This window comes from Actinoplanes awajinensis subsp. mycoplanecinus, from assembly GCF_001509495.1.
In the GTDB taxonomy this organism is placed as follows: Bacteria; Actinomycetota; Actinomycetes; order Mycobacteriales; family Micromonosporaceae; genus Actinoplanes; species Actinoplanes palleronii.
This window is the reverse complement of record NZ_LLZH01000308.1, coordinates 39,705-63,743: the sequence shown is the minus strand read 5'-3', so window position 1 is coordinate 63,743 and position 24,039 is coordinate 39,705. Positions and strand designations below refer to the sequence as shown.

Sequence of the window (24,039 nt, the reverse complement as noted above, 5' to 3'; positions counted from 1 at the left end):
CGTCCCGTGCTGGTCTCGCGCGAGGCCCGGCCGCCCTCCGACCCGGCCGCGCCCCGCGCGGCCGGGTCGTCCGGTCTCAGACCCCCGCCCCGATCTTCTCGTCCGTGACCACGTCCGCCTTGCCACGCCGGCCGGCGATCAGCGCGTCCAGCGACCACGCCCCCGCCCCGAACGCCGCGATGACCAGGAACGTCCACGCGTAGAGCGCCGCGTTCACCCCGCCGTTCTCGATCGGCATCAGGCCTTCCGGCTGGTGCACGACGAAGTACGCGTAGGCCATCGACCCGGACGCGAGCAGCGCCGCCGGGCGGGTGAACAGGCCGGCCAGCACGAGCAGGCCGCAGACGAGCTGGATCAGCGCCGCATACCAGCCGGGCCAGGTGCCGGCCGGGATCGGTTCACCGGTGCCACGGCTGCCGCCGAGCAGCCCGAAGATCCCGGAAGCGCCGTGGCAGGCGAACAGCAGGCCGACGACGATGCGGAACAGCGGCCAGACGATGGGGGCGAAGCGGGGGGAAGACAAAAGACGCTCCTCAGCCGGAATGTGGGGGTACCTGGCAATCCACACTAGGGGCCCGAGATGTCGGGCAGCCATTGAAGCTTGTAAATTAGTTCTCAGAGAATTCTCAGAGCGGGCGGCGCCAGACCGACACGTGACTCTCGCTGTCGGAGGTGAACGGAGCGCCGTCCCAGCCGGCGATCCGCCGTTCCGGTTCCAGCCCGGCGAGCCGCGCCATCAGGTCACATTCGGCCGGCCAGATGTACCGGAAGTTGCTGAATCCGTAATGCACGCTGCCGTCGGCCCGCCGCCGGTAGTGGTGCGAGGTGCCCTGCTGAGTGGTCAGATCGTAGGTGTCGAAGATGGTGTGCCGATCGGTCACCGCATAGGGAACGGCGGCCTGCCCCGGTGGGAGCCGCCGGATCCCCGGCACCCAGAGCTCGATGACGAAACGCCCGCCCGGCGCCAGGTGCCGGGCCGCGTTGCGGAAGCATTCCACCTGCTCGTCCTGGGTGCGCACGTTCCCGATGCTGTTCCAGACGACGTAAACGAGGGAGAACTTCCCGGGCACGGTCGTCGTCGCCATGTCCCCGATCACCACCGGGATCCGCCCGCCGGCATCCTTTTCCCGCAGCCGCTGCGCCATCGGCGCCGACAATTCGATCCCGCTCACCGGAATACCGCGTTCCACCAGCGGAATGGCCACCCGCCCGGTCCCGATCGCGAACTCCAGCGCCGGCCCGTCCCCGGCCAGCCCGGCCAGGAATGCCACCGCCGGCCCGAGCACGTCCGGCGCGAACATCTCCGCCGCCTCGTCGTCATACCGCTCCGCGGTCTCGTCATCCCACAGATCGCTGCTCGTCATTCCCCGACCCTGCCCGGCACCCTCCGCCCCGGCCACCGATTAACCCTGCGCGGGCCCGGCTGGTTTCCAGAGGTGTTTCCGCGTCCCGGACACACCCCTCACGGCCAGCCGGGGAACCGGAGGCGCGCTGCGGCCCGGGGTGGCAGCGGTGTCGCGTGGCCTCACGGGCGGGACTCGGCTCGTAGCCTGCGGGCGGGCGCTCCGTATCCGTACCGAAAGAAAGACCGCGGTCTAGAGCAGCGCAGCGGACAGTGCGCGGCGCAGGGTGGTGAAGCGGGGGTCGGCCGGGTCGCGCGGGCGGGGGAGGGGGATCGGGGTGTCGAGCAGGGTGCGGCCGAGGCCGCCGAGCACCACCACCCGGTCGGCCAGGGTCAGCGCCTCGTCGACGTCGTGGGTCACGAACACCACGGTCTGCCCGCTGCCCTGCCAGAGCCGCAGCAGATCGGCCTGCAGCTCGGCGCGCAGCGGCGCGTCGAGGGCGCTGAACGGCTCGTCCAGCAGCAGCGTCTCCGGCCCGCCGGCCAGCAGCCGGGCCAGCATCGCCCGCCGCCGGGTCCCGCCGGACAGCTCGCGCGGGTACCGGCCCTCGTGCCCGGCCAGCCCGACCCGGCGGATCAGCTCCCGGGCGGCCCGTTCGCGGTGCGGTGCCGGGTCGCCGCGCAGCTCGAGGGGCATCTCCACGTTGCGCCGCACGTCCCGCCAGGGCAGCAGCGTGTCGTGCTGGCTGAGGTAGCCGACCTCGACGCGCGGCCCGGTCACCGGCGCACCCCGGTAGCGGATCTCCCCGCCGGTCGGCAGGGTCAGCCCGGCGAGCAGGTTGAGCAGGGTGGACGTGCCGCAGCCGCGGCGGCCGAGCAGGACCAGGAACGCGCCGGCCGGCACGGTCAGGTCGACGTCGCGCAGCGCGAGCAGGTCGGCGTCGCCCTTGACGAAGCGCTTGGTCAGCCCGCGGACCTCGAGCACGGCGGTCATGGCCGCAGCAGGCGACGGCTGTTGACGACCGCCATCGTACGAATCTCGTCGTCGCTGAACCCGGCGCCGAGCAACCGGTCGGCGAGCAGCGCGAGCCCGTCCTCGACCGGCGGGTTGAACGGCTGTCCCAGGTCGCTGGAGAGCAGCGAGTGCTCCGGCCCGGCCGCGCGGATGTGCTCGAAGAGCAGCTCCCAGGAGACCTTTTTCGTGTACGCGGTGGTGAAGCACCGTTCCAGCAGCGCCCCGCGCCCGGCCAGCCGCCGCTGGGTGTCCACGTCGAGCTGCTGCGAGGTGAACTCGGGGTGGGTCACGATGATCCGCCGCACCCCGGCGCCGGCGGCCGCGTCCACCACCGCGACGATCTCCGGCCCGCTCAGGTGCCCGGTGGCCAGCACCATGTCGTGCTTGGCGATCACCGCGAACACGTCGTGCAGCGCCGGCACCACCCTCCCGGCGTCGTCGAGCACCGCGATGGCCGGTGCCACGATGCCCTGCGCGGCCAGCTCGTCCTGCAGCGCCGCCCACATCGGCGCGGCCGCACCCGGTGGCAGCGCCGCCCGGCCGGCCCGCTCGTTCGCGGCGTCCACGGTGGGCAGCCAGACCACCCTGGCGCCCTGCCGTCCGGCGATCTCCACGGCCACCGGGTTGAGGCCGCCGACCGAGCCGTTCAGGGTGAGCGCGCCGAGCGCCTCGACGCCGGGCACCACCCCGCGGACCACCTCGGCCCGCTCGGCGGTCGGTACGTAGTGCGACTTCAGCACGAACCCGGCCAGCCCCACCGCGGCGAACCGGCGGGCCAGCGAGACGTCGTCGATCCGGCGTGCCATCACGTCCGGTGCGACGTGGACGTGGGCGTCGTATCCACCGGCGACCAGCTCACGAGCGCGGCCGGTGGGTGTCGGGTGCTCAACAGGCATAGGTCATTGTCTACGCTCGGCCGGTGAACGTGGACGCTTATCTGCGCCGGATCGGCCTGGCCGGCCCGGCCCCGTTGCGGGAGCTGCACCGCGCCCACCAGGCCGCGGTGCCGTTCGAGAACCTCAGCATCCACCTCGGCGAGCCGATCTCGCTCGCGACGGACGACCTGGTCGACAAGGTGGTGCGCCGCCGCCGGGGCGGGTTCTGTTACGAGCTCAACGGCCTGTTCGCGCTGCTGCTCGAGGAGCTCGGCCACACCGTGACCCGGGTCGGCGCGCGGGTGCACGACGGCACGCGGTTCGGGCCGCCGTTCGACCACCTCGCGCTGCTGGTGTCGGAGCCGGACGGGGGTGGGCCGTGGCTGGCCGACGTCGGGTTCGGGCGGCACTCGTCGTACCCGCTGCGGCTGGACGAGCGGGGTGAGCAGGTGGATCCCGGCGGCACGTTCCGGCTGGCCGACGCGGACGGCGGGGACGTGGACGTGCTGCTGGACGGCACGCCGCAGTACCGGATCGAGCGCAAGCCCCGCGCCCTGGCCGACTTCGCGCCGACCTGCTGGTGGCAGCAGACCTGGCCGGAGTCGCACTTCCGGAAGGGTCCGGTCTGCGCCCGCCTCGACGGCGAGGGCCGGATCACGCTCAGCGGCCGGAAGCTGATCCGCACGTCCGGGACGGAGCGCACCGAGGTGGTGCTGGACTCCGACGAGGAGGTCCTGGCGGCGTATGAGGAGCACTTCGGGATCGTGCTCGCCACCGTGCCGAAAGGTTGACGCTCTCCCGCTGCGCCCGGGCGTCCGCTACCGCGCCGGGATCGGACCGCTGGGCGCGGTGACGCTGAGGGTGTGAGCCCCCAGCGCCACCTCCGGGCTCAGTGCCAGGTCAGGTTGATCTCGCGTTCGAAGACGCGGTACCCGGCCCGGTCGAAGGCCGCCGCCATCGGCGTGTTGCCCACGTCGGTGGAGGCCCGCGCCCGCGGCATGTCCTGCTCCGCGAGCACCGTGGTGCCGGCCGCCAGGATCGCGTCGATGTGACCGTGCCCGCGGTGCTCCGGCACCACCCCGATGTACGCGATGATCGGGTTGTAGCCGTTGTGCGCCGGGATGACGAACCCGACCGGGTCGCCGTCGCCGGACCGCACCGCGATCCGCCACCAGTCGCGCGGGGTGGTGTACCGCGCCAGCTCCTCACGGAACTGCTGCTCGGCGGCCTCACCCGGTGTCATCCGGGTCAGGTCGTCCCGGCTGTACGCGTCGAGCGTCCCGTCCAGCACCCGGGTCATCAGCCCGATCACCTCGGCGGCGTCGTGGGGCGCCCGGAACTCCAGCCGGCCGTCGGGTTCGCGGATCGGGGTGCCGGGCAGCCACTCGAGCCGCAGCCGCTCCACGAAGATCTTGGCGCCGGTCTGCTCGAGCAGCGCGAACCGCGACTCGAAGTCGTGGCGGGTGTCCTCGTGGTCGCGCCAGTCGGGGGCCAGGAACCGGCTGTACTCCGGCCGTGGCGTGCCCTCCGGGACGACGGCGGCCAGCGCGGTCTCCAGCAGCTGGAGCCCGTCCTGGGCGCCGGCGCCGGGCGCCAGGTCGAAGATGTCCATGATCGCCGGCTGGGCGTCGCCGGGCCGCGACCACCAGCCCGCGCGGGCCACCACGCGGTCACCGCGCAGCGCGACCCACAGCCAGGCCGGCTTCCGGCGCTGCGCCGTGAGGTCGTCGGCGACCTCGTCGTTGAGCAGATAGGGCAGCGTGTTGAACAGGTCGACCTCGTCCGGCCCGGTGATCGGGCGCACGATGAGGTCAGGGTGGTGCAGAGTCACGGCAGTCTCTCCATCAGGAGTGCGCCCTGCCCCGTCCGGGGGTCCGCTCAGCGGTCACCCCGGGAGGACACGAGCGCGGTGTTCATGGCGTACATCGGCTGGTCCTCCTTCCTCGTCGTCGGGACCGCCCAGTTTTATCCGGCCCGCCCGCCACCCGCAACCGGTTTACCGAACCCGGTGGGTGCGATCGACGGATCCGGGGGTTGCCGGATCACTCTATGTTGACCCTGTGGTCACGGTCACGACGCTCGGGTTCTGTCTCGGTGCGCTGCTCATCGGCGGCGCCGGCATCTTCCTGCTGCTGCATCTCGGCGATCACCGCGAGTTGCGCGCCCTGCTCCGGGTCCGCCCGGCGCCGATCGCCGAGTGGGGCCGCGGCCGGGTCGCCGCCGAATGCCACACCGAGTACGGCCCGGCCGGCCGGCAGACCGCACCGGTCAGCGGCGAGGACTGCGCCTGGTACCGGGTCCGCCTGCTGCGCGAGCCCAGCCGCCGGTCCTCGGACGACAGCCACGACGTGCTGCTGGACATCACCGCCCCGGGCCGTCCCGCGCTCGCCGACGCCAGCGGCCGGGTGCCGGTCGACCCGCGCCGGTTGGAGTCGCCGTCGCGGGCCGATCCGGCGGCGACCGAGACCACCACGCTGATCTATCGCCGCGCGGCGCCGGTCCGGCTGCCCGCCGTGGTGCCGCCGGACATCGTCGAGGGCCTGCGCGCCGGCGAACGCCTGGAACTGGTCGAGGTGCGGCTGCCGCGCGGCGTCGCGGTGTTCGTACTGGGCCGGGCCACCGCGGACGGGCTGGTGCCGTCGTTCTTCACCACCCGGACCCGGGCCGAGACGATCGCCGCCCGGGTCGCCGACATCGGCCTGATCCGCCGGGTGATCGTCGGGTTCGCGCTCACCGGTCTGCTCCTGGCTGGCGGATCGGCGATCGTTCTGCGCAGTCTGGTCTGATGGAACACGTGCCCGTGGTGATCGTCGGAGCCGGGCCGACCGGGATCACCGCCGCGATCATGCTGGCCCGGGCCGGCGTCGAGTGCCTGGTCCTGGACCGGTTCGCCGAGCCCTACCCGCTGCCGCGCGCGGTGCACTTCGACGACGAGGTGTTCCGGATCTTCGCGGGGCTCGGGCTCGCCGGCGAGCTGCGCGCGATCTCCCGGCCGGCGCCGGGCATGCAGCTGGTCGACCCGCGCCTGCGGGTGCTCGCCGAGTTCACCCGGGACCCGGTCGGCCCGCACGGTTTCCCGCAGGCCAACATGTTCGATCAACCCGACCTGGAACGCCTGCTCCGCGCTGAGTTGCGGAGGCTGCCGCGGGCCACGATCCGCGGCAAGATCGAGGTGTACGCCGTGGAGCAGCCGATCGGCGAACCGGCGCGTGTCCGGTTCAGATCGGTCGACTCCGGTGTCGAGGGCGAGGTCCGGGCCGCCGCCGTGCTCGGCTGCGACGGGGCGAACAGCGTGGTCCGTTCCGCGATCGGAGCCGGCTGGGAGGACCTCGGTTTCGAGCAGCGCTGGCTGGTCGTCGACGCGACCTCCACCCAGCCGCTGGACGCCTACGACGGGGTGCAGCAGGTGTGCGACCCGACCCGGGCGGCCACGTTCATGATGGTCACCCCCGGGCGGTACCGGTGGGAGTTCCGGCTGCGCCCCGGGCTGCTCGAGGAGCCGGTCGCGGAGCTGGTCCGGCCGTGGCTGCGCGGGGTGGACCCGGGCGCGCTGACCGTGCTGCGGCGTGCCGAGTACACGTTCCGTGGCGCGGTCGCGGACCGGTGGCGCGACGGCCGGGTGTTCCTGCTCGGCGACGCCGCGCACCTGACCCCGCCGTTCATCGGGCAGGGCATGTGCGCCGGGATCCGGGACGCCGCGAACCTGAGCTGGAAACTGGCCATGGTGCTGTCCGGGCGGGCCGACGACCGGCTGCTCGCGACGTACGAACGGGAGCGGCGGCCGTACGCGAAAACCATGATCCGGATGGCCACCCTGATCGGCTGGGTGATGACCGGGGGCAGCCGGCGCACCGCGCCGCTGCGCCGTGCCCTGCTACGCACGGTGACCAGGCTGCCGGGCGCCGAGCGGGCCGCCACGACCGTCACCTGGCCGGCGTTCGGCCGCGGCCCGCTGGTCGGGCGCGGCGGCGGGCGGCTCTGCCCGGCCACCCTCGACCCGCGGCTCGGCGACGGGTTCACGCTGCTGCGCCCGGGCACCCGCGGTGCGCTGCTGATCCGCCCGGACCGGATCGTCGCGGCGGCCGGCCGGCACGCCGACCCGGGGATGCTCAGCCGCGGCGGCATCGCGGTTTCGGGGCTCTGACCTGTTGTTTTAAGTTTTTGTCGTACCGCTCCGATAGAACTACCTCCCAACGGGATCCTTGAGGGAGGGACTGGTTGTGACAAGCGACGACGTCGCCTACGAGCGGCGCAGCTCAGCGTCCGTCATCACCCCGGTGGTGGCACGCAAACTGGCCAAGGTGCCGTTCGTCGAGCTGGCCGACGGGCGCCTGCAGGGCGTGGTCTCCAGCGGCTCCGACATCGAGCGGGTCTACGTCTCCTCGATCACTGCCGGTGACCACGGGTTGAGCTGCAACACCAACAACAACCGTCCGTGCGGCGGCCTCGCCGGCGGCGCGCACGCCTGCAACCACCTCCGCGCCCTGGCCGACGCCGCCGTCGCGCAATACGGTCTGGCCCGCGTCGCGCGATATCTGAAGGCCGAGCTCGCCGACGGCAGCGACAACCTGTGGTCCGGCCTGCACACCACCACCGCGCCGAACCGCGCCGCCGAGGTGTTCAGCAGCTTCCTGCGCCACCTGGCCTATCTCGAGGTCACGCCGTCCACCGACCCGCTGCCCGAGCTGCAGTGGTTCCCGGCCGCGGCGGTGGCCCGCTGATGCTCACCGACGCACTGACCACCGCGCCGACCGGGCTCACCGAGGCGCTCACCCTGGTCGACGGCCTGGACGACGCGCTCGTGCAGGGCCTGGCCCGGATCGACGAGGAGCGCGCCGCCGCCCTCGAGTCGTTCGCCGCCGCGTTCGCCGCCTCGCCGCTGGGCGGCCGGGTCGCCGACGCCACCGGCAAGATCATCGCGGGGACGGTCACCGACGAGCACCTGGCCACCCTGGCCGGCGCCCGCACCGCGCTGCTCGGCGCCGCCCACGACGCCCTGCAGACCGGTCTGGACACCGCGCTCGGCCGCGCCCGCGCCCCGTGGGAGGCCACCGCGGTGTCCGATCCGGGTCAGCTGCTGTCCGGGAGCCGGTCCTGGCTGCGCGAGCTGGCCATCGCCGGCTGGCGCGGTGTCGACCACGACCTGGCCGGCGGGGCCGCGCAGGCCGTCCAGTCGCTGCTGGCCGCGCCGGGCTCGCGCCGGCTCGCGGTGCTGCTCGACGGGTTCGCCGCCGAGCTGCGCGCCGCCGCGCCGGTCGCCACGCTGCCGCGGATCCCGGTGCGCCGCTGGGCCGACCTGTGGTCGCGTGCCCTGCTGCTGTCGCAGGACGGGTTCGCGTCGTCCGAGGCCGTCCCGGTCGACGGGCGGCTGGTGATCCTCGGCGCCGACCTGCACGAGCACCCGACGGTGTTCCGGGTGCAGGCGCACGCGCTGCTGGAGGTGTCCGACGGCACGGTCCGGCTGGTCCGCACGAGCGTGGCCGCCGCCAAGGTCGACACGATCAGCGGGCCGTCCGCCTGGCGGATGCTCACCGCGTTCCCGCTCCTGCGCGGTGTCCTCGCCGAGCACCGCACGGTCGAGGTGTCCGGGATGGCGCTCACCCCGGCCGGCGACCTGATCTGGGACGAGTCCCGGGCCACCGCCGGTGAACCGGCCGACCCGTTCGCCGCGGCCCGGGTGCGCCTCGGGTCCGCGCTCGGCGCGGCCACACCGCCGCTCGACCGGCACCCCGGCGTGCTGGCCGAGCCGGTGCTGCTGGAGGGCTATGCGCATGCCGAGGGCGCGTTCGACCTGGGCGGCGGGGTGACCGTGGCGCTCGACCTCGACCGGCTGCCCGCCGCGGGCCCGCTCACGCCCGCGCTGGTCGCGGCGTCCACCGCCTGCCTCGGGCTGCTCCGCTGGGACGGCCGCTGGCTGCTGCAACCGCTGGCCGTGCAGGCGCTGGTGCGTAAGAAGCCGGTCGGCGCACACGGCGGTGACTGGGCGCTCGGGCCGACCGAGGCCAAGGCCGCGAAGGCCGAGGCGGCCGCCGGCACGGCGGTCGACGTGCTGCGCGAGCGCGCGGGAAGGCTGCTGCGCAAATGACCTCCCCCGAGATCAACGCCGCGGAGTCCCGGCGGCAGGTCCTCTACTGGCGGTTGCTGGCTCGGCTCTTCGATCCCGATGAGCAGCCCACCCTGGAGTCCGGCAGCATGGCGATCGTCGGTGACCTCGGCCTGCCCGCGGCGCTGCTCGACCCGTCGGTGTCGCTGGACACCGTGGTGCAGCGGTTCCCGCAGCTGGAGTCCGAGTTCGACGGCCTGATGACACCCGACGAGTCGGCCGCCGACGACCGCGACGGCGAGGTCCGCCGCGCCGCGCTGGTGTCGAAACTGCTGCTCAACGTGTTCGCCACCGGCTCCGGCAACGTGACCGCCGAGCAGCTGCAGCGCTGGCAGGCCGACGCCGGCTGGTTCGAGCGGGCGATGGGCTGTGAGCCCGGTGGGCTCCGGGGCCGCGCGGCCGGCAACGACTCGTCCGGCCTCGGCGGTGTGCTGGCCGGCATCGAGGGTGACCTGGTCAGCCGGATGCGGCTGCGCGAGGTGCTCGCCGACAACCGCCTGGCCAAGCAGCTCACCCCGAGCATGTCGCTGATCGAGCAGCTGCTGCGCGACAAGGACAACCTGGACGGTGTCGCGCTGGCCAACGCCAAGGCGCTGATCCGCCGGTTCGTCGACGAGGTGGCCGAGGTGCTGCGCACCCAGGTCGCACAGGCCAGCACCGGCACCGTCGACCGGTCCGTCCCGCCGAAGCGGGTCTTCCGCAACCTCGACCTGGACCGCACGATCTGGAAGAACCTGCCGAACTGGAACCCGGAGGACGAGCGCCTCTACGTCGACCGGCTCTACTACAAGCAGACCGCGAAACGCATCGAGCCGGCCCGGCTGATCGTGGTGGTCGACCAGTCCGGCTCGATGGTCGACGCGATGGTCAACTGCACCATCCTCGCCTCGATCTTCGCCGGGCTGCCCAAGGTCGACGTGCACCTGATCGCCTACGACACCCGGGCGCTCGACCTCACCCCGTGGGTGCACGACCCGTTCGAGGTGCTGCTGCACACCCAGCTCGGCGGCGGCACCGACGGCACGGCCGCGCTCGACCTGGCCCGCCCCAAGATCACCGACCCGCGGAACACCGTGGTCGTCTGGATCTCGGACTTCTACGAGTGGCAGGAGCAGGCCGTCTTCACCGGCATGCAGACCATCCACCGCTCCGGCGCCAAGTTCATCCCGGTCGGCTCGGTCAGCAGCGGCGGCCAGCAGAGCGTCAACCCGTGGTTCCGCCAGCGCTTCAAGGACCAGGGCACCCCGGTCCTGTCCGGCCACATCAAGAAGCTCGTCACCGAGCTCAAGAACTTCCTCGTCTGAACCCCGTTCTAGGAGACCCCCTGATGAGTGACATGCTGCGCGCCCCCGCCGAGGTCAAGTACGCCGAGGAGCTGGACTGGCTGGAGTCGGTCGACGACGGCCCGAAGCCGTTCTCCTGGCGGCTGAGCCCGAAGATGGTGCGCCTGTTCATCCTCGGCTCCGAGCGCGCCGACGGCCTCGACCGCGAGATCGAGCAGAAGTGGTACGGCGACCGCAGCTTCGTCGAGCGCTCCATCGTCACCCTCGCCTCGGACCGTGGCCTGCTGCTGATCGGCGACCCGGGCACCGGCAAGAGCTGGCTGGCCGAGTTGCTCTCCGCCGCGATCAGCCGCAACTCCACGCTGGTCGTGCAGGGCACTGCCGGCACCACCGAGGACCACATCAAGTATTCGTGGAACGTCTCGATGGTGATCGCCAAGGGCCAGTCCCGGTCCTCGATGATCCCGTCGCCGATCATGACAGCGATGGAGAACGGGGTGATCGGCCGCTTCGAGGAGCTGACCCGATCGACGAGCGACGTGCAGGACGCGCTGATCTCGATCCTCTCCGAGAAGTACGTGTCGATCCCCGAGCTGGACGACGACAACATCGTCTTCGCCAAGCCCGGCTTCAGCATCATCGCCACCGCGAACAGCCGCGACCGCGGCGTCAACGACCTCTCCTCGGCGCTCAAGCGGCGCTTCAACTTCGTGCGCATCCCGGTGGTGACCAACAAGAAGAGCGAGGCCGAGATCGTCCGGTTCCGCACCGAGGAACTGCTGCGCCGGCACAACATCGAGCTGGAGGTGCCGCCCACCCTGCTCGACGTGCTGCTGCAGAGCTTCGCCGACCTGCGCGCCGCCTCCGCGTCGGCGACCAGCGACGACGAGCGCCTGGAGTCGGCGCTCTCCACCGCCGAGCAGATCGGTGTCCTCGAGGACGCCATCCTGCACAGCAACTTCTTCGGCGCCAAGGAGCTGTCCGCCGAGACCCTGGCCGGGTCGCTGGTCGGTTCGCTGGCCCGGCGCAGCCCGGAGGACCTGGCGATCCTCAACAAGTACTGGCACGGCGTGGTCGAGCCGCGCAGCAAGGAGAAGAGCGGCGAGTGGGACGGCTTCCTCGAGGGCGGCCGCAAGGCGATCGCGACCCTGTCGTGAGCAGTCCTTTCCACCCGCTCCGCCGGCAGCTGCTGGGCGCCGCCGAGGCGCTGGGCGACGGGCCGGCCGCGCTGCCGGAGATCCTGGCCGGGATCGTCGACGACGTCGACCACGCCCTGCGCGAGCCGCTGGAGATCTTCCCGGTCTGTCACCACTCGCCGGCCTCCGCGCTGGCCATGCTGCGGCGGCTGCGCGAGAAGCAGCCCAAGGTGATCTATCTGGAGCTCTGCGAGGACCTCCAGCCGCTGCTGACCGAGCTGCGCAACTGCCGGCTGCCGGTGGCGCTGCAGGCCTTCGCGTCCGAGCTGGAGGGCTTCCCGAAGGAGTCGGCGCCCCTCTCGGTGATCGCTCCGATCACCGAGGCGTCCGCGGAGTACCAGGCGATTTCGTACGCCCTGGACACCCCGGGCGTGGAGCTGGTCCTGGTCGACCGGTCCACCGACCACGTGTTCCAGTGGCAGCCCGACCCGTCGTCACCGGCCGGAGCCGAGGAGCCCGAGGACGACCTGCACGGCGACGCGGTCGGCGTGGAGATCGGCGACCTGCGCCCGCGCTTCGCCGAGCTGGAGGAGCACCTGCTGCACCACGGGCGGGTGCGGCACTGGTCGGAGTGGTGGGACCAGTACGTCGAACAGCCGCTGGCCGGCGCCGACCACGACACGTACCGGCAGGTCATGGTGCTGGTCGGCAGCCTGTTCCGGCGGCTGGCCCCGCACGACACCTCGCGGTACGCCTCCGACGAGGACCGGGAGCGTTACATGTGGACCCGGATCCGGGCCCACCTCGCGGCCACCGGCACCGACCCGGCCGACGGCCTGTACGTCTGTGGGGCCTTCCACGCCGCCAGCCGGCTCCCCGAGGTCGGCTCGGCGCCCGGCACCCCGGACTTCACGATCACCCCGCGGACCGCCACGACCTGGCTCTACGGCCTGATCCCGAGCAGTCACTCGGCGATCGAGGCGCAGTTCGGGCTGGCGCCCGGCTCCGTGTCGATCGCGGCCACCACCTGGCAGAAACAGCTGGTGAAACAGCGGCTCACGCCGTTCCGGCTGGACGGGCAGGAGGGCGGCAAGAAGAAGGCCACCAAGGCGCTGCCCCTGCCGTCGGCCGCCACCGGACCGGTCACCGACCACCTGACCGGCTATCTCGCCGGCCCGCCGCGGCTCGACGGGCTCGACGAGGAGGAGCTGCGCGGCTGGTGCGTCGACATCGTCCGGCTGGCCCGTCGCAACGGTTATCTCGCCAGCACCGCCGACGCGATCGCGGTCTTCGAGACGTCGATCCTGCTCGCCGGGATGCGCGGGCGGGCGCGGCCGACGCCGTACGACTTCCAGGACGCCGCGGTCACCTGCATCGAGAAGGACGCCGTGCCCGGCCGTCGCGACGTGCGGCGGCTCTGCGAGATCCTGCTCGGCGGCGACCGGATCGGCCAGGTCGGTTATGACGCGCTGCCCCCGCTGGCCCGCGACGTCTACGACCGGCTCGCCCCGCTCGGGCTCAACCTCGATCAGCGCAGCATCCAGCGCGCGCTGCTCGACCTGGCCGCCGACCCGGAGCTGGCGGCGTGTTCGCGGCTGCTCTGGATGCTGCGATACCTGCTTCCCGACCAGGCGGTCCGTCCGATCATGGGCAGTCGCCGGCTCGGCGAGAAGCACATCCAGGAGAGCTGGGATCTCGACCTGGGCCGCCACCAGCGGACCATCATCGAGCTGGGCTACGAGGGTGTCACCGTCGAGCAGGTCCTCGAGCAGCGGCTGCGCCGGGATGCCTGGGATCCGAAGGCGACAGCGGCCGTCGCGCTCAAGGCCGTCGAGAACTCGATGCTGTTCCTGCAGAGCCCACGGCTCACCGACGAGCTCGGCAACCGCGCCGTCGAGCTGTTGTCGGCCGAACGCACGGTCGACGAGGCGCCGGTGGTGCTGCGCCGGATCCGGCGGCTGCTCGGCCACTACCGGGCCACCACGCCGGTCCTGCCGTCCTGGTGCGAGCGGTTCGTCACCAGCGGGTACGCGCACTACTGCACCCTGCTGCCGACCGCCTTCGTCGACGAGGACACTGGTGTCCGGCAGGTCGGTGCGATGCTCGGCTTCCTGTTCAGCATGGAGAGCCTGGCGCTGTCCCTGGGCTGCGACCGGACCCAGCTGGAGATCGCCGTCCGTCAGTCCCACCCGGAGGCCCCCGCCAAGATCGCGCTGCTCTGGGCGGCCCGCAACCAGCTGGGCGATCTGTCCCTGGCCGACCTCCGCGACCGGGTCGACGCCCTGCTCGCCAACCCGCTGGTGGTCCCGGCGTTCCCGCAGTACGTGAGCGGTTTCGTCCAGGCCCTCGACCCGGTGCCCCGGCTGGCCCCGTTCGTGGTGGAGACCCTGTCGAAGGCCTTCGGCCGCCTGCCCGACCCGGTCCTGCTGCCCTGGCTCCCGAAGCTCATCACCACCCTGAAGAGCCAGGCGGCCGAGCTGGTCCCGGTCCTGACCCGCGAAGCCGGCCACACGTTCCCCGGCACGCTCGCGGCGATCGACTCCTGGACCCCGCCATGGCTGGCCCGCCGCCCGTCCCCCGCCGGTCCCGGAGCGGGTCCCGGTCCGCTCGCCCCGGCCACGGGTCCGGTAGGCGCATTCCTGGCCACCCACCCGGCAACCACCGACGCGGTGTCCACCCTGCTGGGCTGCCCAGGCCAGTGGACCGAACCCACCACCGCACCGACCAGCCCGGAGTCATCCGCCCCGGCAGTCCTGCTGACCACCTACCCCGCCACCGCGACAGCCGTCGCCACCCTGATCAGCGCCTGACCCGTCCCGCTCCACCCACCGGCGCGCGGCGTGGTCGCGGGCCGTGGTGGGTGCCGCGCGTCCTGTTCCCGGCTGGTGCTCAGAGGTGTCTCGGGTGTGGGGAGGCACCTCTGAGGGCTAGCCAGGGAGCGGGGGCGCGGCTTGCCTGCGGCTGGTGTTGCGCGGGTGGGGGAGGGGCCGCTCAGAGCTGGGCGGGAGCGGTTTTCTCAAGTCGGGGTGGTGGTGGCCGACAGACAAAGCGGCAGGGAGGGAACCCTTGAGCGCTGACCGGCACCACGACCCGGGCAACACCCGCGGCCAGTCCGGCATGCCCGCTCCCCGGCCCGCCGTCGGCGAACCCGCAGCCCGGACCACCGGCCCGCGGGAGCGGCCGGATGACGCGCCGACCGCTCGCTGGCGGCGGGGTGCGCTCGCCACCTACTTCGTGGCGCTGATGGTCACCGACTTCCTCATGCTGACCGGAACGGCGCGGGTCGTGCTCACCCTGCTCGCCGGGGTGATCGCGGTACTGCTGTTCGCGGCGGCCGCGTTCGGGGCGGTGCGGCGGCGGGCGGCCGGGGCCGGGCGGGGCTGGGAGAAGCTGGCCTACCTGCCGGTCCTGGACGCGGTCGCCCAGGTCGCGGTGACCGGGCAGCTGCACCACACCACGATGCTGCTGATCACCCTGCTCGGTATCGGCGGGGCGGTCCCGGAGCGGCGGACCGCGGTGCGGGCCGGGGCGCTCGGCATCACCGGCTGGGTGGTCGCGGTCGCGAGTCAGGAGCAGTTGCGGACGCCGGAACTCGGCTTCTACGCCGGGCAGCTGGTGATGGCGGGGCTGCTCGGCTGCATCCTGCACGAGGCGACCCGGCGCCGGCAGCGGGACCTGCAAGTGGCCCGTGACCAGGTGGCGACGGTGCTCCAGCGGTTCGAGAAGCTCTTCCACGCGTCACCGGCCGGTGTCGGGATCGCCGACGAGCACGGTGTGTTCGTCGCGGTCAACCCGGCGTTCTGCGAGCTGGTCGGGATGCCGGCCGACGAGCTGGTCGGTGCGAGCAGCCATGCCTACGTCGACCCGGCCGCCGAGATCGACCCGGTCGGGCGGCAGCTGCGGTGCGTGCGCCCGGACGGCGAGATCCGCTGGGCCTGGCTGACCGTGGGCCGTACCGAGGTGCCGGACTCGGCCGACGCCAAGGAGTGGATGCTCGTCCACCTGCACGACATTACCGACCGGCACCTCGCCGAACGCGCCGTCCGGGAATCCGACCGGCTGCTGGCCGCGGTCTCGGCGGCGTCCCGGCGGATCCGCACCGGCGAGGACGCCCGCGACACGATCATCACGGCGATCAACGAGCTGGCCGAGTCCGACTTCATCACCCTGCTCGAACCCGAACCGTACGACCTGGTGGTCACCGGCGGCGTCGGCGCCCAGGTGCTGGGCACCCGGGTGCCGAAGGACGGCACGTCGATGATCGCGAACGTGTACCGCACCTGCGAGCCGGTCTTCCTCGCCGACCCGGCCGACGACCCACGGGTGTCACCGCAACTGATCAAGCTGGTCAAGGGCCGGTCCATGCTGTGGCAGCCGGTGATCGTGGCCGGGGAGACGGTCGCGATCCTGGTGGTCGGCTGGCGCCAGCGGGTCACCTCGGTCAGTGACGTCCGCGCCCGGGCGGTGGCGTTGCTCGCCGACGAGACCGCGCTCGCCCTCGACCACGAGCGGCTGCTGCGCCGGTTGGAGCAGATGGCGTACACCGACACGCTGACCGGGCTGTCGAACCGGCGGGCCTGGCAGTCCCGCCTCACCGAGCAGTTCGGCGCGGCCCTGGCGGACGAGCGCCCCCTGGTCGTGGCGATCATCGACCTCGATCACTTCAAGCGGTACAACGACACGCACGGTCACCTGGCCGGCGACGATCTGCTGATCGCGGCCGCGGGAGCGTTCCGGGGTGAGCTGCGGGCCGGCGACCTGATCGCCCGGTGGGGCGGGGAGGAGTTCGTCGTGGCGCTGCCCGACTGCGGGGACGCCGACGCGGTCGTCATCCTGGATCGGCTGCGGACGGCCACCCCCGGCGCGGAGACCTGCAGCATCGGGTACGCGGTGTGGACCGGCGCGGAAACCTACGAGCAGCTGCTGGAGCGGGCCGACAGCGCGCTCTACGCCGCGAAGTCCGCGGGACGGAACCTGGTCCGCGGGGCGCTGACGCCGGCTGTCACACCGTACAAAATAGGGGTCTAAAGACGGCGGCGGCCGGCGATGCCCAGGTCGGGGCGGTGGTACCAGGCAAGTTCGGCCTCGCCCTCGAGCCAGCAGAGCAGCACCGGCGCGCCGTCCAGATCCGCCGGGAAGTCGATCAGCAGCGGCGCCATCCCCTTCAGCTCCGCCCCGGACTCCTGCACCACGGTCATCAGCTCGTTGAGCCGCGCCTCGACGCCCTTGCGCTCGGGCAGCCCGCCGAGCGTGGTCGGCTCGCCGCCCGGGACCAGCGCCGCGGACAGCTCGACCATGTCCGCCCGCAACTCGACGATCTGCTCCAGGACGGGTCGCAGCCGGTCCAGCTCGGCCCGTGCCTCCTGCAGCGTGAACAGCCCCATGGAGATCAGTTAACCATCCGGTTGATCGTCGCCCGTCGCGGCGGTGGTGTCCGGTGCGGGCTGCTGCTCGACGCGCTGCCGGCGGATCCAGTCCTCGATGTCGGCGATCAACCAGACCCGGCCCATGGCCAGCTCGTCGTAGGGCGCGGGCCAGTCGTCGCGTTCGGCGAGTTGCTGAATGCGCTGCCGGCTCAGCCCGAGCCGCCGGGCGATCTCGCCGGCTCCCATCAGATGTCGCGACACCTCTTGAATATAGTCATGCGACACCTTGTCGTGCGACTCTCCGTCGTCCGTTCGAGACCGGATCGTCACGTTCCGGACGGGCTGATCGCGACCAGGGAAGCGGCTATGACCGCCGCCTTCGGCGCCGACCCCCTGGCACGTCGCGGCAGGCGAGAAAACGGCACCCATTTTTTCGGTACGGACTGAGCAGCATCGGCCGCTCGCAGTCGAACAGCACGATCTCCTCGCCGGTGTCCCACCCACCCGATCCACCAGCCGAAAGTCCCCACGCAGCAGCCAGTCACAGCTTGTGTGTGAAGTTGTGGTGCGTTCCGCGCCGAAAGTCCCCACGCAGCGGCCGGTCACAGCTTGTGTGTGAAGTTGTGGTGCGGAGCGCGCCGAAAGTCCCCACGCAGCAGCCAGTCACAGCTTGTGTGTGAAGTTGTGGTGCGTTCCGCGCCGAAAGTCCCCACGCAGCGTTGGGTGCGGAGCGCGCCGTGAGTCGACACGCACCCGCGACCGGTCGCTGCGTGGGGAGTTCGGGTGACTTCAGGGAGTGCGGGGTGGGGACTGGCGGGTGATGTCGAGGGTGTGGTGGACGGTTTCGTGGAGGGTGTGGCGGCCGATCCAGAGCAGGGTTCGGGTGGCAGGGCGGGGCCAGTTGTAGGTTCCGGTGCGGGCCAGCTCGGCCGGGCTCAGCGCCTCGAAAGCGGCCGCCAGAGCCTCGGCGGCCTGGTCCAATTCGGTCAGGACGGTGTGCGGGTCCTGAGTGTTGTAGGCGTCCCGGACCGGGCGTTCGTCGCGGCCCATCGGGGTGAAGGACGGGTTGTCGACGGCCAGGGCCAGGGCCAGCCGGTCCCGCTGGGCGCGGAGCATGTCGCGGACGTGGCAGGTGTATTCCAGTGCTGACCAGACGTCCGGGGCCGGGCGGCGGCGCAGGTCGGTGGCCGCGAGCAGGGCAGCGGCGAACCGCGAACCGGTGGTGCGGAGCCGGGACGGCACCTCGGCCGGTGCGATGCTGCGATAGGTGAAGCCGCATTCCGCGCAGTGGTCGGTGCGGAGCGCGGCGAGCAGGTCGGCGTGCGGGGTCGCGGCGAGTTCGGGGCGGGTGGCCAGGAAGTGCAGGGCGCCGGCCGGGGTGCCCGGTGCCGGGACGATGCCGCGGCCGGGCTGGTCCGGCGGGACGGTGGCGGCGACCGCGGGGTCGATCGCGGAGTCGGCCGGGTCGGTGAGGCGCAGTTCCAGACGGGACGCGAAATGCTCCGCGAAGCGGGGATCGAAATCGGACCAGCTCGTGGCGGTGGCGACGAGGTGGAGGCCACGGGCGGTGCCGCGTTCGGCGATCTGCAGGAGCAGGTCGTGCCAGTCGGGGCGGGCGTCCCAGAACTCCGCCCAGCCGTCGATCATGAGCACCGTGTCGCCCTGCGGGTCGTCGAGGAGGGCATACAGATCGCGCCGCGCGTCATCGGCCGCGGTGGACACGTCGGCGATGCCGTGCGCCGGAGGAGGCTGCTGGTCGCCGGGCACCGAGCCGACGGACCCGCCAGGCCGAGGCTGCGCGGCGCCGGCGGGCGGGCCCAGGACCCCGTGGACCAGGGGGAGCTGCCGGTAGTCGGCGGCGATCGAGGACGGGGCCAGGATGCGGACGTCAGGGGTGGTGTGTGACAGGGCCAGGGACAGGATCAGCGTACGAAGGAGGGTGGTTCTGCCGGAACCGGGAGCACCGACGATCGCGACGTTGCCGGCGGCCGGGAGCCAGATGATGTCGCGGCGGTGTTCGCGGGGCTTGTCGAGGATCGCGATCGGGACCTGCAGGGCGCCGTGCAGGGTGTGGTCGGCGAACCTCGGCGTTTGATCGGTATCGGTCACGACCGGGCCGGCCAGCTCGTCGAGGGTGGGCGCCTCGTCGAGCGGGGGCAGCCAGGTGCGGTGCGTCGGCGGCGGGCCGGTGGTGAGCGGCGCGGGCAGGCTGCCGGGCGCGTCGGCGAAGCGGAACGGCAGCGGCCCTACGGCGCCGGCGTGCGAGCCGGGACCGGCGGAAGGGAGACCAGAACCGGTGGACAGGACGCCGGGATCGGTGGACAGGACGCCGGGGCCGCTGGAGAGGAAGCCGTGCCCGGGTGGCAGGGATCTGGCGGCGGGGGAGCCGAGCAGCAGGTCAGGGGCGCCGGGCAGGGCGATCCGGTAGCCGAAGTACGTGGTCAGGTCGTGCAGGCCGGCCTCGGTGAGTTCCGTGCCGGCGAGGAGCAGGTGGAGGCCGCGGGCCCGGCCGAGCCAGCCGATCCGGCGGAACAGGTCGAGCAGGGCCGGGCGGCCGGCGAGCAGGGCCGGGAAGCCGTGGCAGGCGAGGACCAGGGCCGGCATCGGCGGGTGGTTCGCGGTGAGCCGGAGGTATTCGCGGTGGCTGGAGCAGCCGGCCGCGACCAGCAGGCGTTTGCGGAGGGCCAGTTCGCCCTCGAGGACCTCGATCAGCCGGGGGAGCAGGTCGGGGCGGGCGCCGTCGAGCAGCACCGCGGTGTGCGGCAGCCGGTCCAGCGCGCCGAACGCTCCGGACTCCGCGTCCAGCAGCACGAACGTGACCTCGTCCGGGGAGTGTCCGGCGGCGAGACCGTGCACGAGGGCCCGGAGCAGCTCGGCCGCGCCGGAGCCGGCGACCACGCCGTGCGGCCCGATGCCGCCGTCGGCCGCCTCGGTCAGGTCCAGGTGGACCGGCCCGCCGTCCGGCGCGTGGCCGATCACGACCCGCAGCCGCCCACTCGCTGATCTCTTTCGGTCCCGCCGATCGGACGCACCCGGCGGGGAAGCGGAGGGCGGAAAGGGAAGCACATCGAGGACGGTAGTACAGAAATTTGTGGATGCCGGGCCCGCGCCGACCCGCTATGCTCCCTCGCGATGCTTACCTCACACGTCCGAGAGGGGGCCATGTCCACCCGAAGTGAGTGCTGATGCGCTCCCTCGTGGACGGCCACCACCCCCGTCTCCTCGCCTGGCACCACGTGCGGCAGTACGCCGTGCCGCCCTCCATGATCAAAACCGCCACCGCGCGCCGGCAGGGCGGTGACTGGGCCGGCGCGTGCGCCGCGGCCCGGGTCGATCCGGATCTGAACACCCGTTTCCTCGACGACCGGCACGGCCGTGCCCTGGCCGACGAGATCCGCACCGATCTGCTCCACCTCGCCCCGGACCTGCTGCGCTGGCACCTGCCCCGGATCAGAACCGGTCTGCTGCGCCCCGGCCTGACCCTCTCGCTGGTCCGCTACAGCCCGCGGCTGCACCTGGTCGCCCGCACCGCGCCGGCCTGGGCCGACGCCGACCAGCGGATCACCCTCGCGCTGTGGGACAGCTCCGCGGCGGTCGGCGCCTCCCGACCGCACCGTCGGTTCCGCCTGGATCTGCACCGCCACCTCTGGGACGCCCGCCACGCCGCTGAGCTGCGCGAACGCTCCGGCGCGGCAACGTGGCCGGCCACCGAGGGCGACAAGGCCGACACGTGGGCGGCCACCAAGGGCGACAAGGCCGACACGGGGGCGGGAGACGAGGACGGCTGCGCCGCCCATCGGTGGGAGGCGGAGGCGGATCTCTTGCGGCAGGCGGAGGGCCGGCCGTCAGACCCCGTTCTGGTACGCCTGGACGCCCGCACCACCCACCTCCTACCTGCCCGAACAGCACCGAGCACCACAGCCGCCGGCAAGGCGCTCGTCCTCCCCGACGCCGCCACCTGGATCCCGCCCGACCTCGAACTCCTGCACGCCGGCCTGATCGAACCCGGTCAGCTGCACCCCCTGGTCGCCGCGGCCCTGGCCCCCGGCGCTCCGCCCCCGACCGCACCCCGCCCCGACCAGCTCCGCCTGGTCGACTGCCGTGGCGACCGGCACCGCATCGCCCTGCGCGACGGCGTCCTGTCCGCTCTCGATCACGACCCGGTGGAGCTGCTCCGCGAGGAGATCCTGGTGGCGTTCGGCGGCACCCCGCTGCCCTGCCTGCAGGCGATCGACCGCGCGGCGCGGCGCCCGGAGACCCTCGTCGACATCCGCGCCCGCCTCGACCACGGCGACCTGTCCGGCGCCCTGGCCGCGGTCGCCGAGCTGCTCGGTCCGGACGCCGTGCTGCGCGACGGCCCGCTCCGTGACGAACTCGCCCGGGTCGAGCAGCGGCACGTCACCTACCAGCAGTACCGGGCCGGCTTGATCTGCCCATTCCCGGACAAGCACGCCCGCAGGCGAAAGATCCCGACAAGCCCATCGAAAACCCCGACAAAGACAAAGGTGATCCGCTGAATGACTCTCGACATCGCTGCCGACCTGCTCGCCCTGCTCTCCGCCACCACCACCGAACCGCGCCCGGACACCCAGCTCGAAGCCCTCACCCTGGCCGTCGCCGCCGACCTCCCGGTGCTGCTCTGGGGAGCGCCCGGCATCGGCAAGACCGCCGCCCTCACCCAGCTCGCCACGTCCCTGGACCTCCCGCTGACCACGGTGATCGCCAGCGTGCACGAGCCCACCGACTTCTCCGGCCTGCCGGTGATCGGCGACGACCCGGCCGTGCACGGCGTGCCGATGGCGCCGCCGGACTGGGCGGTCCGGCTGGTCAAGGCCGGCCGGGGCCTGCTCTTCCTGGACGAGCTGTCGACCGCGCCGCCCGCGGTGCAGGCCGCCCTGCTGCGGCTGGTGCTGGAACGCCGGGTCGGCGCGCTCACCCTGCCGCCCGGGGTACGGATCGTGGCGGCGGCCAACCCGCGCGGGTCGGCCGCCGACGGCTGGGAGCTGAGCGCGCCCCTGGCGAACCGGTTCGTGCACCTGCAGTGGACCTATGACCATGCGGTGGTGGTGCGCGGGCTCGGCGGGACGTGGCCGCGCTCGGCGCTGCCCCGGCTCGACCCCGCGCGGCTGGTCGACGCGGTGGCGTACGCCCGGCGCGCGGTCGGCGAGGTGCTGACCGCGCGGCCGAAGCTCGTGCACCAGCTGCCGCAGTCGGAGACCAAGCGCGGCGGGGCCTGGCCGTCGCCGCGCACCTGGGAGATGGCGGTGCGGCTGATCGCGTTCGGTACGGCCGCCGGCACGTCCCGCGAGGTGCTGTCGATGCTGGTCCGTGGCGTGGTCGGGGACGGTCCCGGGTTGGAGCTGCTGGCCGGGCTGGACCGGATGGACCTGCCCGACCCGGAGGCGCTGCTGGCCGACCCGGGCAACGCGGTGCTGCCGGAGCGCGGGGATCTTCGTCAGGCCGTACTCGACGGGGTTGTCGAAGCGGTCCGGAACAACGGCGGCCGGGAGCGGTGGGAGGCGGCCTGGGCCGTGCTGGTCCGTGCGCTCGACGGCGGCGCGCCGGATTTGCTCGTGGTGCCGGCCGGTGAGCTGGCGGCGTTGCGGCGCGACGACTGGCCGCTGCCGGCCGGGCTCGAACGGCTGGCCGGCGCGATGAATGTGGCGCAGCTCGCCGGAACGGGCCGATGACCGAAAAAGCTGATCTTGGACGGAAAGAGCTCGACACCGAGAAGCTCTACGCTGCGCGCCTCTACGCCGCCAAGGCCCGGCCCTACCTGGCGTCGGCGCTGTTCGCGCTGCACGTGGTGGACTCGCCACGGACGCCGACGATGGCGGTCGACCGGCACTGGCGCTGTTACGTCTCGCCGGCGTTCGTCGCGCACACCCCGCTCGACGAGCTGGCCGCGGTCTGGGTGCACGAGGTCTCCCACCTGCTGCGCGACCACCACGGCCGGGGCGACCGGTACGTCGACAAGCACGGCCTGAACCGGGTCGGCGAACGGCTCCGGCTCAACATCGCCGCGGACTGCGAGATCAACGACGACGTGTACGGCGACGGCCTGCCGTACCCGTCCGGGGCGGTGCACCCCGACCAGCTGCGGTTGCCGGCCGGGCTGCTGATGGAGGACTACCTGCCGCGGTTCGGGCTGGGCCGGTTCACCGACGGGTACGCGTGGCTGGACTGCGGCAGCGGCGCGGACGGTGGTGACCGGGTGTGGGATCTCGGCCCGGACGGCGCGCACGGGCTGAGCGAGCACGAGCGCGACGCGGTGCGCTACCGGGTGGCGCAGGCCATCGACGGGCAGCCCGGCACCGCGCCGAAGGGCTGGCAGCGCTGGGCGGAACGGGCGTTCCACCCGCCGCAGCCGTGGCGCGAGCTGCTGGGCGCGGCGGTGCGCTCGGCGTCCGCGTCGGCCGGTGCGGGTGACGACTACACGTACGGAAGACCGGCTCGCCGCGCCGCCGCCCTGCCGCGAGTGATCCTGCCGGCCCTGCGCCGCAACCCACCCCGGGTCTGCGTCGTGATCGACACCTCGGGTTCGGTGAGCGACGAGGAGCTGGGCACCGCCCTGCTGGAGGTGGCCGCGATCGGCCGGGCGGTCGGCGGGCGGCGCGACCTGGTCGGGGTGGTCTCGTGTGACGCGGCGGCCGGGGTGGCGCACCCGCTGTGCCAGGCCGAGGGCATCCCGCTGATCGGCGGCGGGGGCACCGATCTGCGGGCCGGGTTCGCTCAGGCGCTGCGGACCAGACCGGACGTGATCGTGGCGCTGACCGACGGCTGGACGCCGTGGCCGGAGGCGCCGCCGCCGTGCCGGACCGTGGTGGGCCTCTTCTACCGGGATCCGAAGAAGTCGGACGTGGAGCTACGGCGGCCACCGGATTGGGCCCGGACGGTCACGATCGGCTGATATATACGA

At 72.8% G+C, this 24,039-nt stretch carries 20 protein-coding genes; 12 read left to right on the top strand and 8 right to left on the bottom strand.

The annotated features are described in order from the left end of the window. Nucleotides 1-76 precede the first annotated feature (76 nt). The 4 genes from ADL15_RS39095 to ADL15_RS39080 form a co-directional block, all read right to left on the bottom strand. Nucleotides 77-523, bottom strand: a complete 447-nt coding sequence (locus tag ADL15_RS39095) for a DoxX family protein (protein WP_067702573.1) — start codon at nt 521-523, stop codon at nt 77-79. A 103-nt stretch (nt 524-626) separates the two neighbouring features. Beyond that, the gene (locus ADL15_RS39090) at nt 627-1,364 is read right to left on the bottom strand and encodes a class I SAM-dependent DNA methyltransferase (protein ID WP_067702570.1); all 738 of its coding nucleotides are present in this window, start codon (nt 1,362-1,364) and stop codon (nt 627-629) included. A 231-nt stretch (nt 1,365-1,595) separates the two neighbouring features. Further along, nucleotides 1,596-2,336, bottom strand: coding sequence for an ABC transporter ATP-binding protein (locus ADL15_RS39085; RefSeq protein ID WP_067702567.1), 741 nt, complete (start codon nt 2,334-2,336; stop codon nt 1,596-1,598). Continuing rightward, on the bottom strand, nt 2,333-3,253 hold the full coding sequence (locus ADL15_RS39080; protein WP_067702564.1) for a DUF6282 family protein: 921 nt from the start codon (nt 3,251-3,253) through the stop codon (nt 2,333-2,335). Before ADL15_RS39080 ends, ADL15_RS39085 begins: the two co-directional genes overlap by 4 nt. 23 nt (nt 3,254-3,276) lie before the next feature. Here ADL15_RS39080 and ADL15_RS39075 point away from each other — a divergent pair, with 23 nt between their 5' ends. Further along, nucleotides 3,277-4,023: an arylamine N-acetyltransferase family protein gene (locus tag ADL15_RS39075; RefSeq protein WP_083972302.1), complete on the top strand. Its 747-nt coding sequence runs from the start codon at nt 3,277-3,279 to the stop codon at nt 4,021-4,023. A gap of 98 nt (nt 4,024-4,121) precedes the next feature. Here the strand turns inward: ADL15_RS39075 and ADL15_RS39070 are convergent, their stop codons facing one another. Then, nucleotides 4,122-5,063, bottom strand: a complete 942-nt coding sequence (locus ADL15_RS39070) for a GNAT family N-acetyltransferase (RefSeq protein ID WP_067702558.1) — start codon at nt 5,061-5,063, stop codon at nt 4,122-4,124. A 229-nt stretch (nt 5,064-5,292) separates the two neighbouring features. On the opposite strand from ADL15_RS39070, the gene ADL15_RS39065 reads away from it, so the two are divergent. The 8 genes from ADL15_RS39065 (at nt 5,293) to ADL15_RS39030 (ending at nt 16,782) form a co-directional block, all read left to right on the top strand. Then, nucleotides 5,293-6,018 carry a hypothetical protein gene (locus tag ADL15_RS39065; protein WP_067702556.1) on the top strand — a complete coding sequence of 242 codons (726 nt, stop codon included), beginning with the start codon at nt 5,293-5,295 and terminating at the stop codon, nt 6,016-6,018. Then, entirely contained in the window at nt 6,018-7,376 is a 1,359-nt protein-coding gene (locus tag ADL15_RS39060; protein ID WP_067702552.1) for a bifunctional 3-(3-hydroxy-phenyl)propionate/3-hydroxycinnamic acid hydroxylase, read from the top strand. Before ADL15_RS39065 ends, ADL15_RS39060 begins: the two co-directional genes overlap by 1 nt. A 76-nt stretch (nt 7,377-7,452) precedes the next feature. Beyond that, nucleotides 7,453-7,953: a hypothetical protein gene (locus ADL15_RS39055; protein ID WP_067702549.1), complete on the top strand. Its 501-nt coding sequence runs from the start codon at nt 7,453-7,455 to the stop codon at nt 7,951-7,953. Further along, nucleotides 7,953-9,317, top strand: a complete 1,365-nt coding sequence (locus tag ADL15_RS39050) for a hypothetical protein (RefSeq protein WP_067702612.1) — start codon at nt 7,953-7,955, stop codon at nt 9,315-9,317. The genes ADL15_RS39055 and ADL15_RS39050 overlap by 1 nt, the downstream gene beginning before the upstream one ends. Beyond that, nucleotides 9,314-10,639, top strand: a complete 1,326-nt coding sequence (locus ADL15_RS39045) for a vWA domain-containing protein (RefSeq protein WP_067702546.1) — start codon at nt 9,314-9,316, stop codon at nt 10,637-10,639. Before ADL15_RS39050 ends, ADL15_RS39045 begins: the two co-directional genes overlap by 4 nt. Before the next feature lie 23 nt (nt 10,640-10,662). After that, a complete protein-coding gene (locus ADL15_RS39040) occupies nt 10,663-11,775 on the top strand; it encodes an ATP-binding protein (protein WP_067702543.1) in 1,113 nt (370 codons plus the stop codon). Next, nucleotides 11,772-14,564: a DUF5682 family protein gene (locus ADL15_RS39035; RefSeq protein WP_067702540.1), complete on the top strand. Its 2,793-nt coding sequence runs from the start codon at nt 11,772-11,774 to the stop codon at nt 14,562-14,564. Before ADL15_RS39040 ends, ADL15_RS39035 begins: the two co-directional genes overlap by 4 nt. A gap of 256 nt (nt 14,565-14,820) precedes the next feature. Continuing rightward, nucleotides 14,821-16,782, top strand: coding sequence for a sensor domain-containing diguanylate cyclase (locus ADL15_RS39030; protein ID WP_232344824.1), 1,962 nt, complete (start codon nt 14,821-14,823; stop codon nt 16,780-16,782). Here ADL15_RS39030 and ADL15_RS39025 read toward each other — a convergent pair. The 3 genes from ADL15_RS39025 to ADL15_RS39015 all read right to left on the bottom strand — a co-directional run bounded on the left by ADL15_RS39025 (nt 16,779) and on the right by ADL15_RS39015 (nt 20,186). Beyond that, nucleotides 16,779-17,138, bottom strand: a complete 360-nt coding sequence (locus ADL15_RS39025) for a DUF2203 domain-containing protein (RefSeq protein ID WP_067702537.1) — start codon at nt 17,136-17,138, stop codon at nt 16,779-16,781. The genes ADL15_RS39030 and ADL15_RS39025 overlap by 4 nt on opposite strands. 9 nt (nt 17,139-17,147) lie before the next feature. After that, nucleotides 17,148-17,381 carry a helix-turn-helix transcriptional regulator gene (locus ADL15_RS39020; RefSeq protein WP_338025605.1) on the bottom strand — a complete coding sequence of 78 codons (234 nt, stop codon included), beginning with the start codon at nt 17,379-17,381 and terminating at the stop codon, nt 17,148-17,150. 528 nt (nt 17,382-17,909) lie between these two features. Then, the gene (locus tag ADL15_RS39015; protein ID WP_083972301.1) at nt 17,910-20,186 is read right to left on the bottom strand and encodes an FtsK/SpoIIIE domain-containing protein; all 2,277 of its coding nucleotides are present in this window, start codon (nt 20,184-20,186) and stop codon (nt 17,910-17,912) included. Between the two features lie 119 nt (nt 20,187-20,305). On the opposite strand from ADL15_RS39015, the gene ADL15_RS39010 reads away from it, so the two are divergent. The 3 genes from ADL15_RS39010 to ADL15_RS39000 are packed head-to-tail and all read left to right on the top strand — an operon-like array spanning nt 20,306 to nt 24,030. Then, nucleotides 20,306-21,637 (top strand): hypothetical protein, encoded by a 1,332-nt coding sequence (locus ADL15_RS39010; RefSeq protein WP_157441874.1) that lies wholly within the window; start codon nt 20,306-20,308, stop codon nt 21,635-21,637. Beyond that, the gene (locus ADL15_RS39005; protein ID WP_067702526.1) at nt 21,638-22,810 is read left to right on the top strand and encodes an AAA family ATPase; all 1,173 of its coding nucleotides are present in this window, start codon (nt 21,638-21,640) and stop codon (nt 22,808-22,810) included. Then, the gene (locus ADL15_RS39000) at nt 22,807-24,030 is read left to right on the top strand and encodes a vWA domain-containing protein (protein WP_067702523.1); all 1,224 of its coding nucleotides are present in this window, start codon (nt 22,807-22,809) and stop codon (nt 24,028-24,030) included. Before ADL15_RS39005 ends, ADL15_RS39000 begins: the two co-directional genes overlap by 4 nt. Nucleotides 24,031-24,039: the final 9 nt, after the last annotated feature.

Coding starts and splice junctions, on each gene's coding strand:
- ADL15_RS39050 (WP_067702612.1), top strand. CDS start 7,953: ATGCTCACCGACGCACTGACCACCGCGCCGACCGGGCTCACCGAGGCG.
- ADL15_RS39045 (WP_067702546.1), top strand. CDS start 9,314: ATGACCTCCCCCGAGATCAACGCCGCGGAGTCCCGGCGGCAGGTCCTC.
- ADL15_RS39090 (WP_067702570.1), bottom strand. CDS start 1,364: ATGACGAGCAGCGATCTGTGGGATGACGAGACCGCGGAGCGGTATGAC.
- ADL15_RS39085 (WP_067702567.1), bottom strand. CDS start 2,336: ATGACCGCCGTGCTCGAGGTCCGCGGGCTGACCAAGCGCTTCGTCAAG.
- ADL15_RS39000 (WP_067702523.1), top strand. CDS start 22,807: ATGACCGAAAAAGCTGATCTTGGACGGAAAGAGCTCGACACCGAGAAG.
- ADL15_RS39040 (WP_067702543.1), top strand. CDS start 10,663: ATGAGTGACATGCTGCGCGCCCCCGCCGAGGTCAAGTACGCCGAGGAG.
- ADL15_RS39025 (WP_067702537.1), bottom strand. CDS start 17,138: ATGGGGCTGTTCACGCTGCAGGAGGCACGGGCCGAGCTGGACCGGCTG.
- ADL15_RS39080 (WP_067702564.1), bottom strand. CDS start 3,253: ATGCCTGTTGAGCACCCGACACCCACCGGCCGCGCTCGTGAGCTGGTC.
- ADL15_RS39010 (WP_157441874.1), top strand. CDS start 20,306: ATGCGCTCCCTCGTGGACGGCCACCACCCCCGTCTCCTCGCCTGGCAC.
- ADL15_RS39005 (WP_067702526.1), top strand. CDS start 21,638: ATGACTCTCGACATCGCTGCCGACCTGCTCGCCCTGCTCTCCGCCACC.
- ADL15_RS39060 (WP_067702552.1), top strand. CDS start 6,018: ATGGAACACGTGCCCGTGGTGATCGTCGGAGCCGGGCCGACCGGGATC.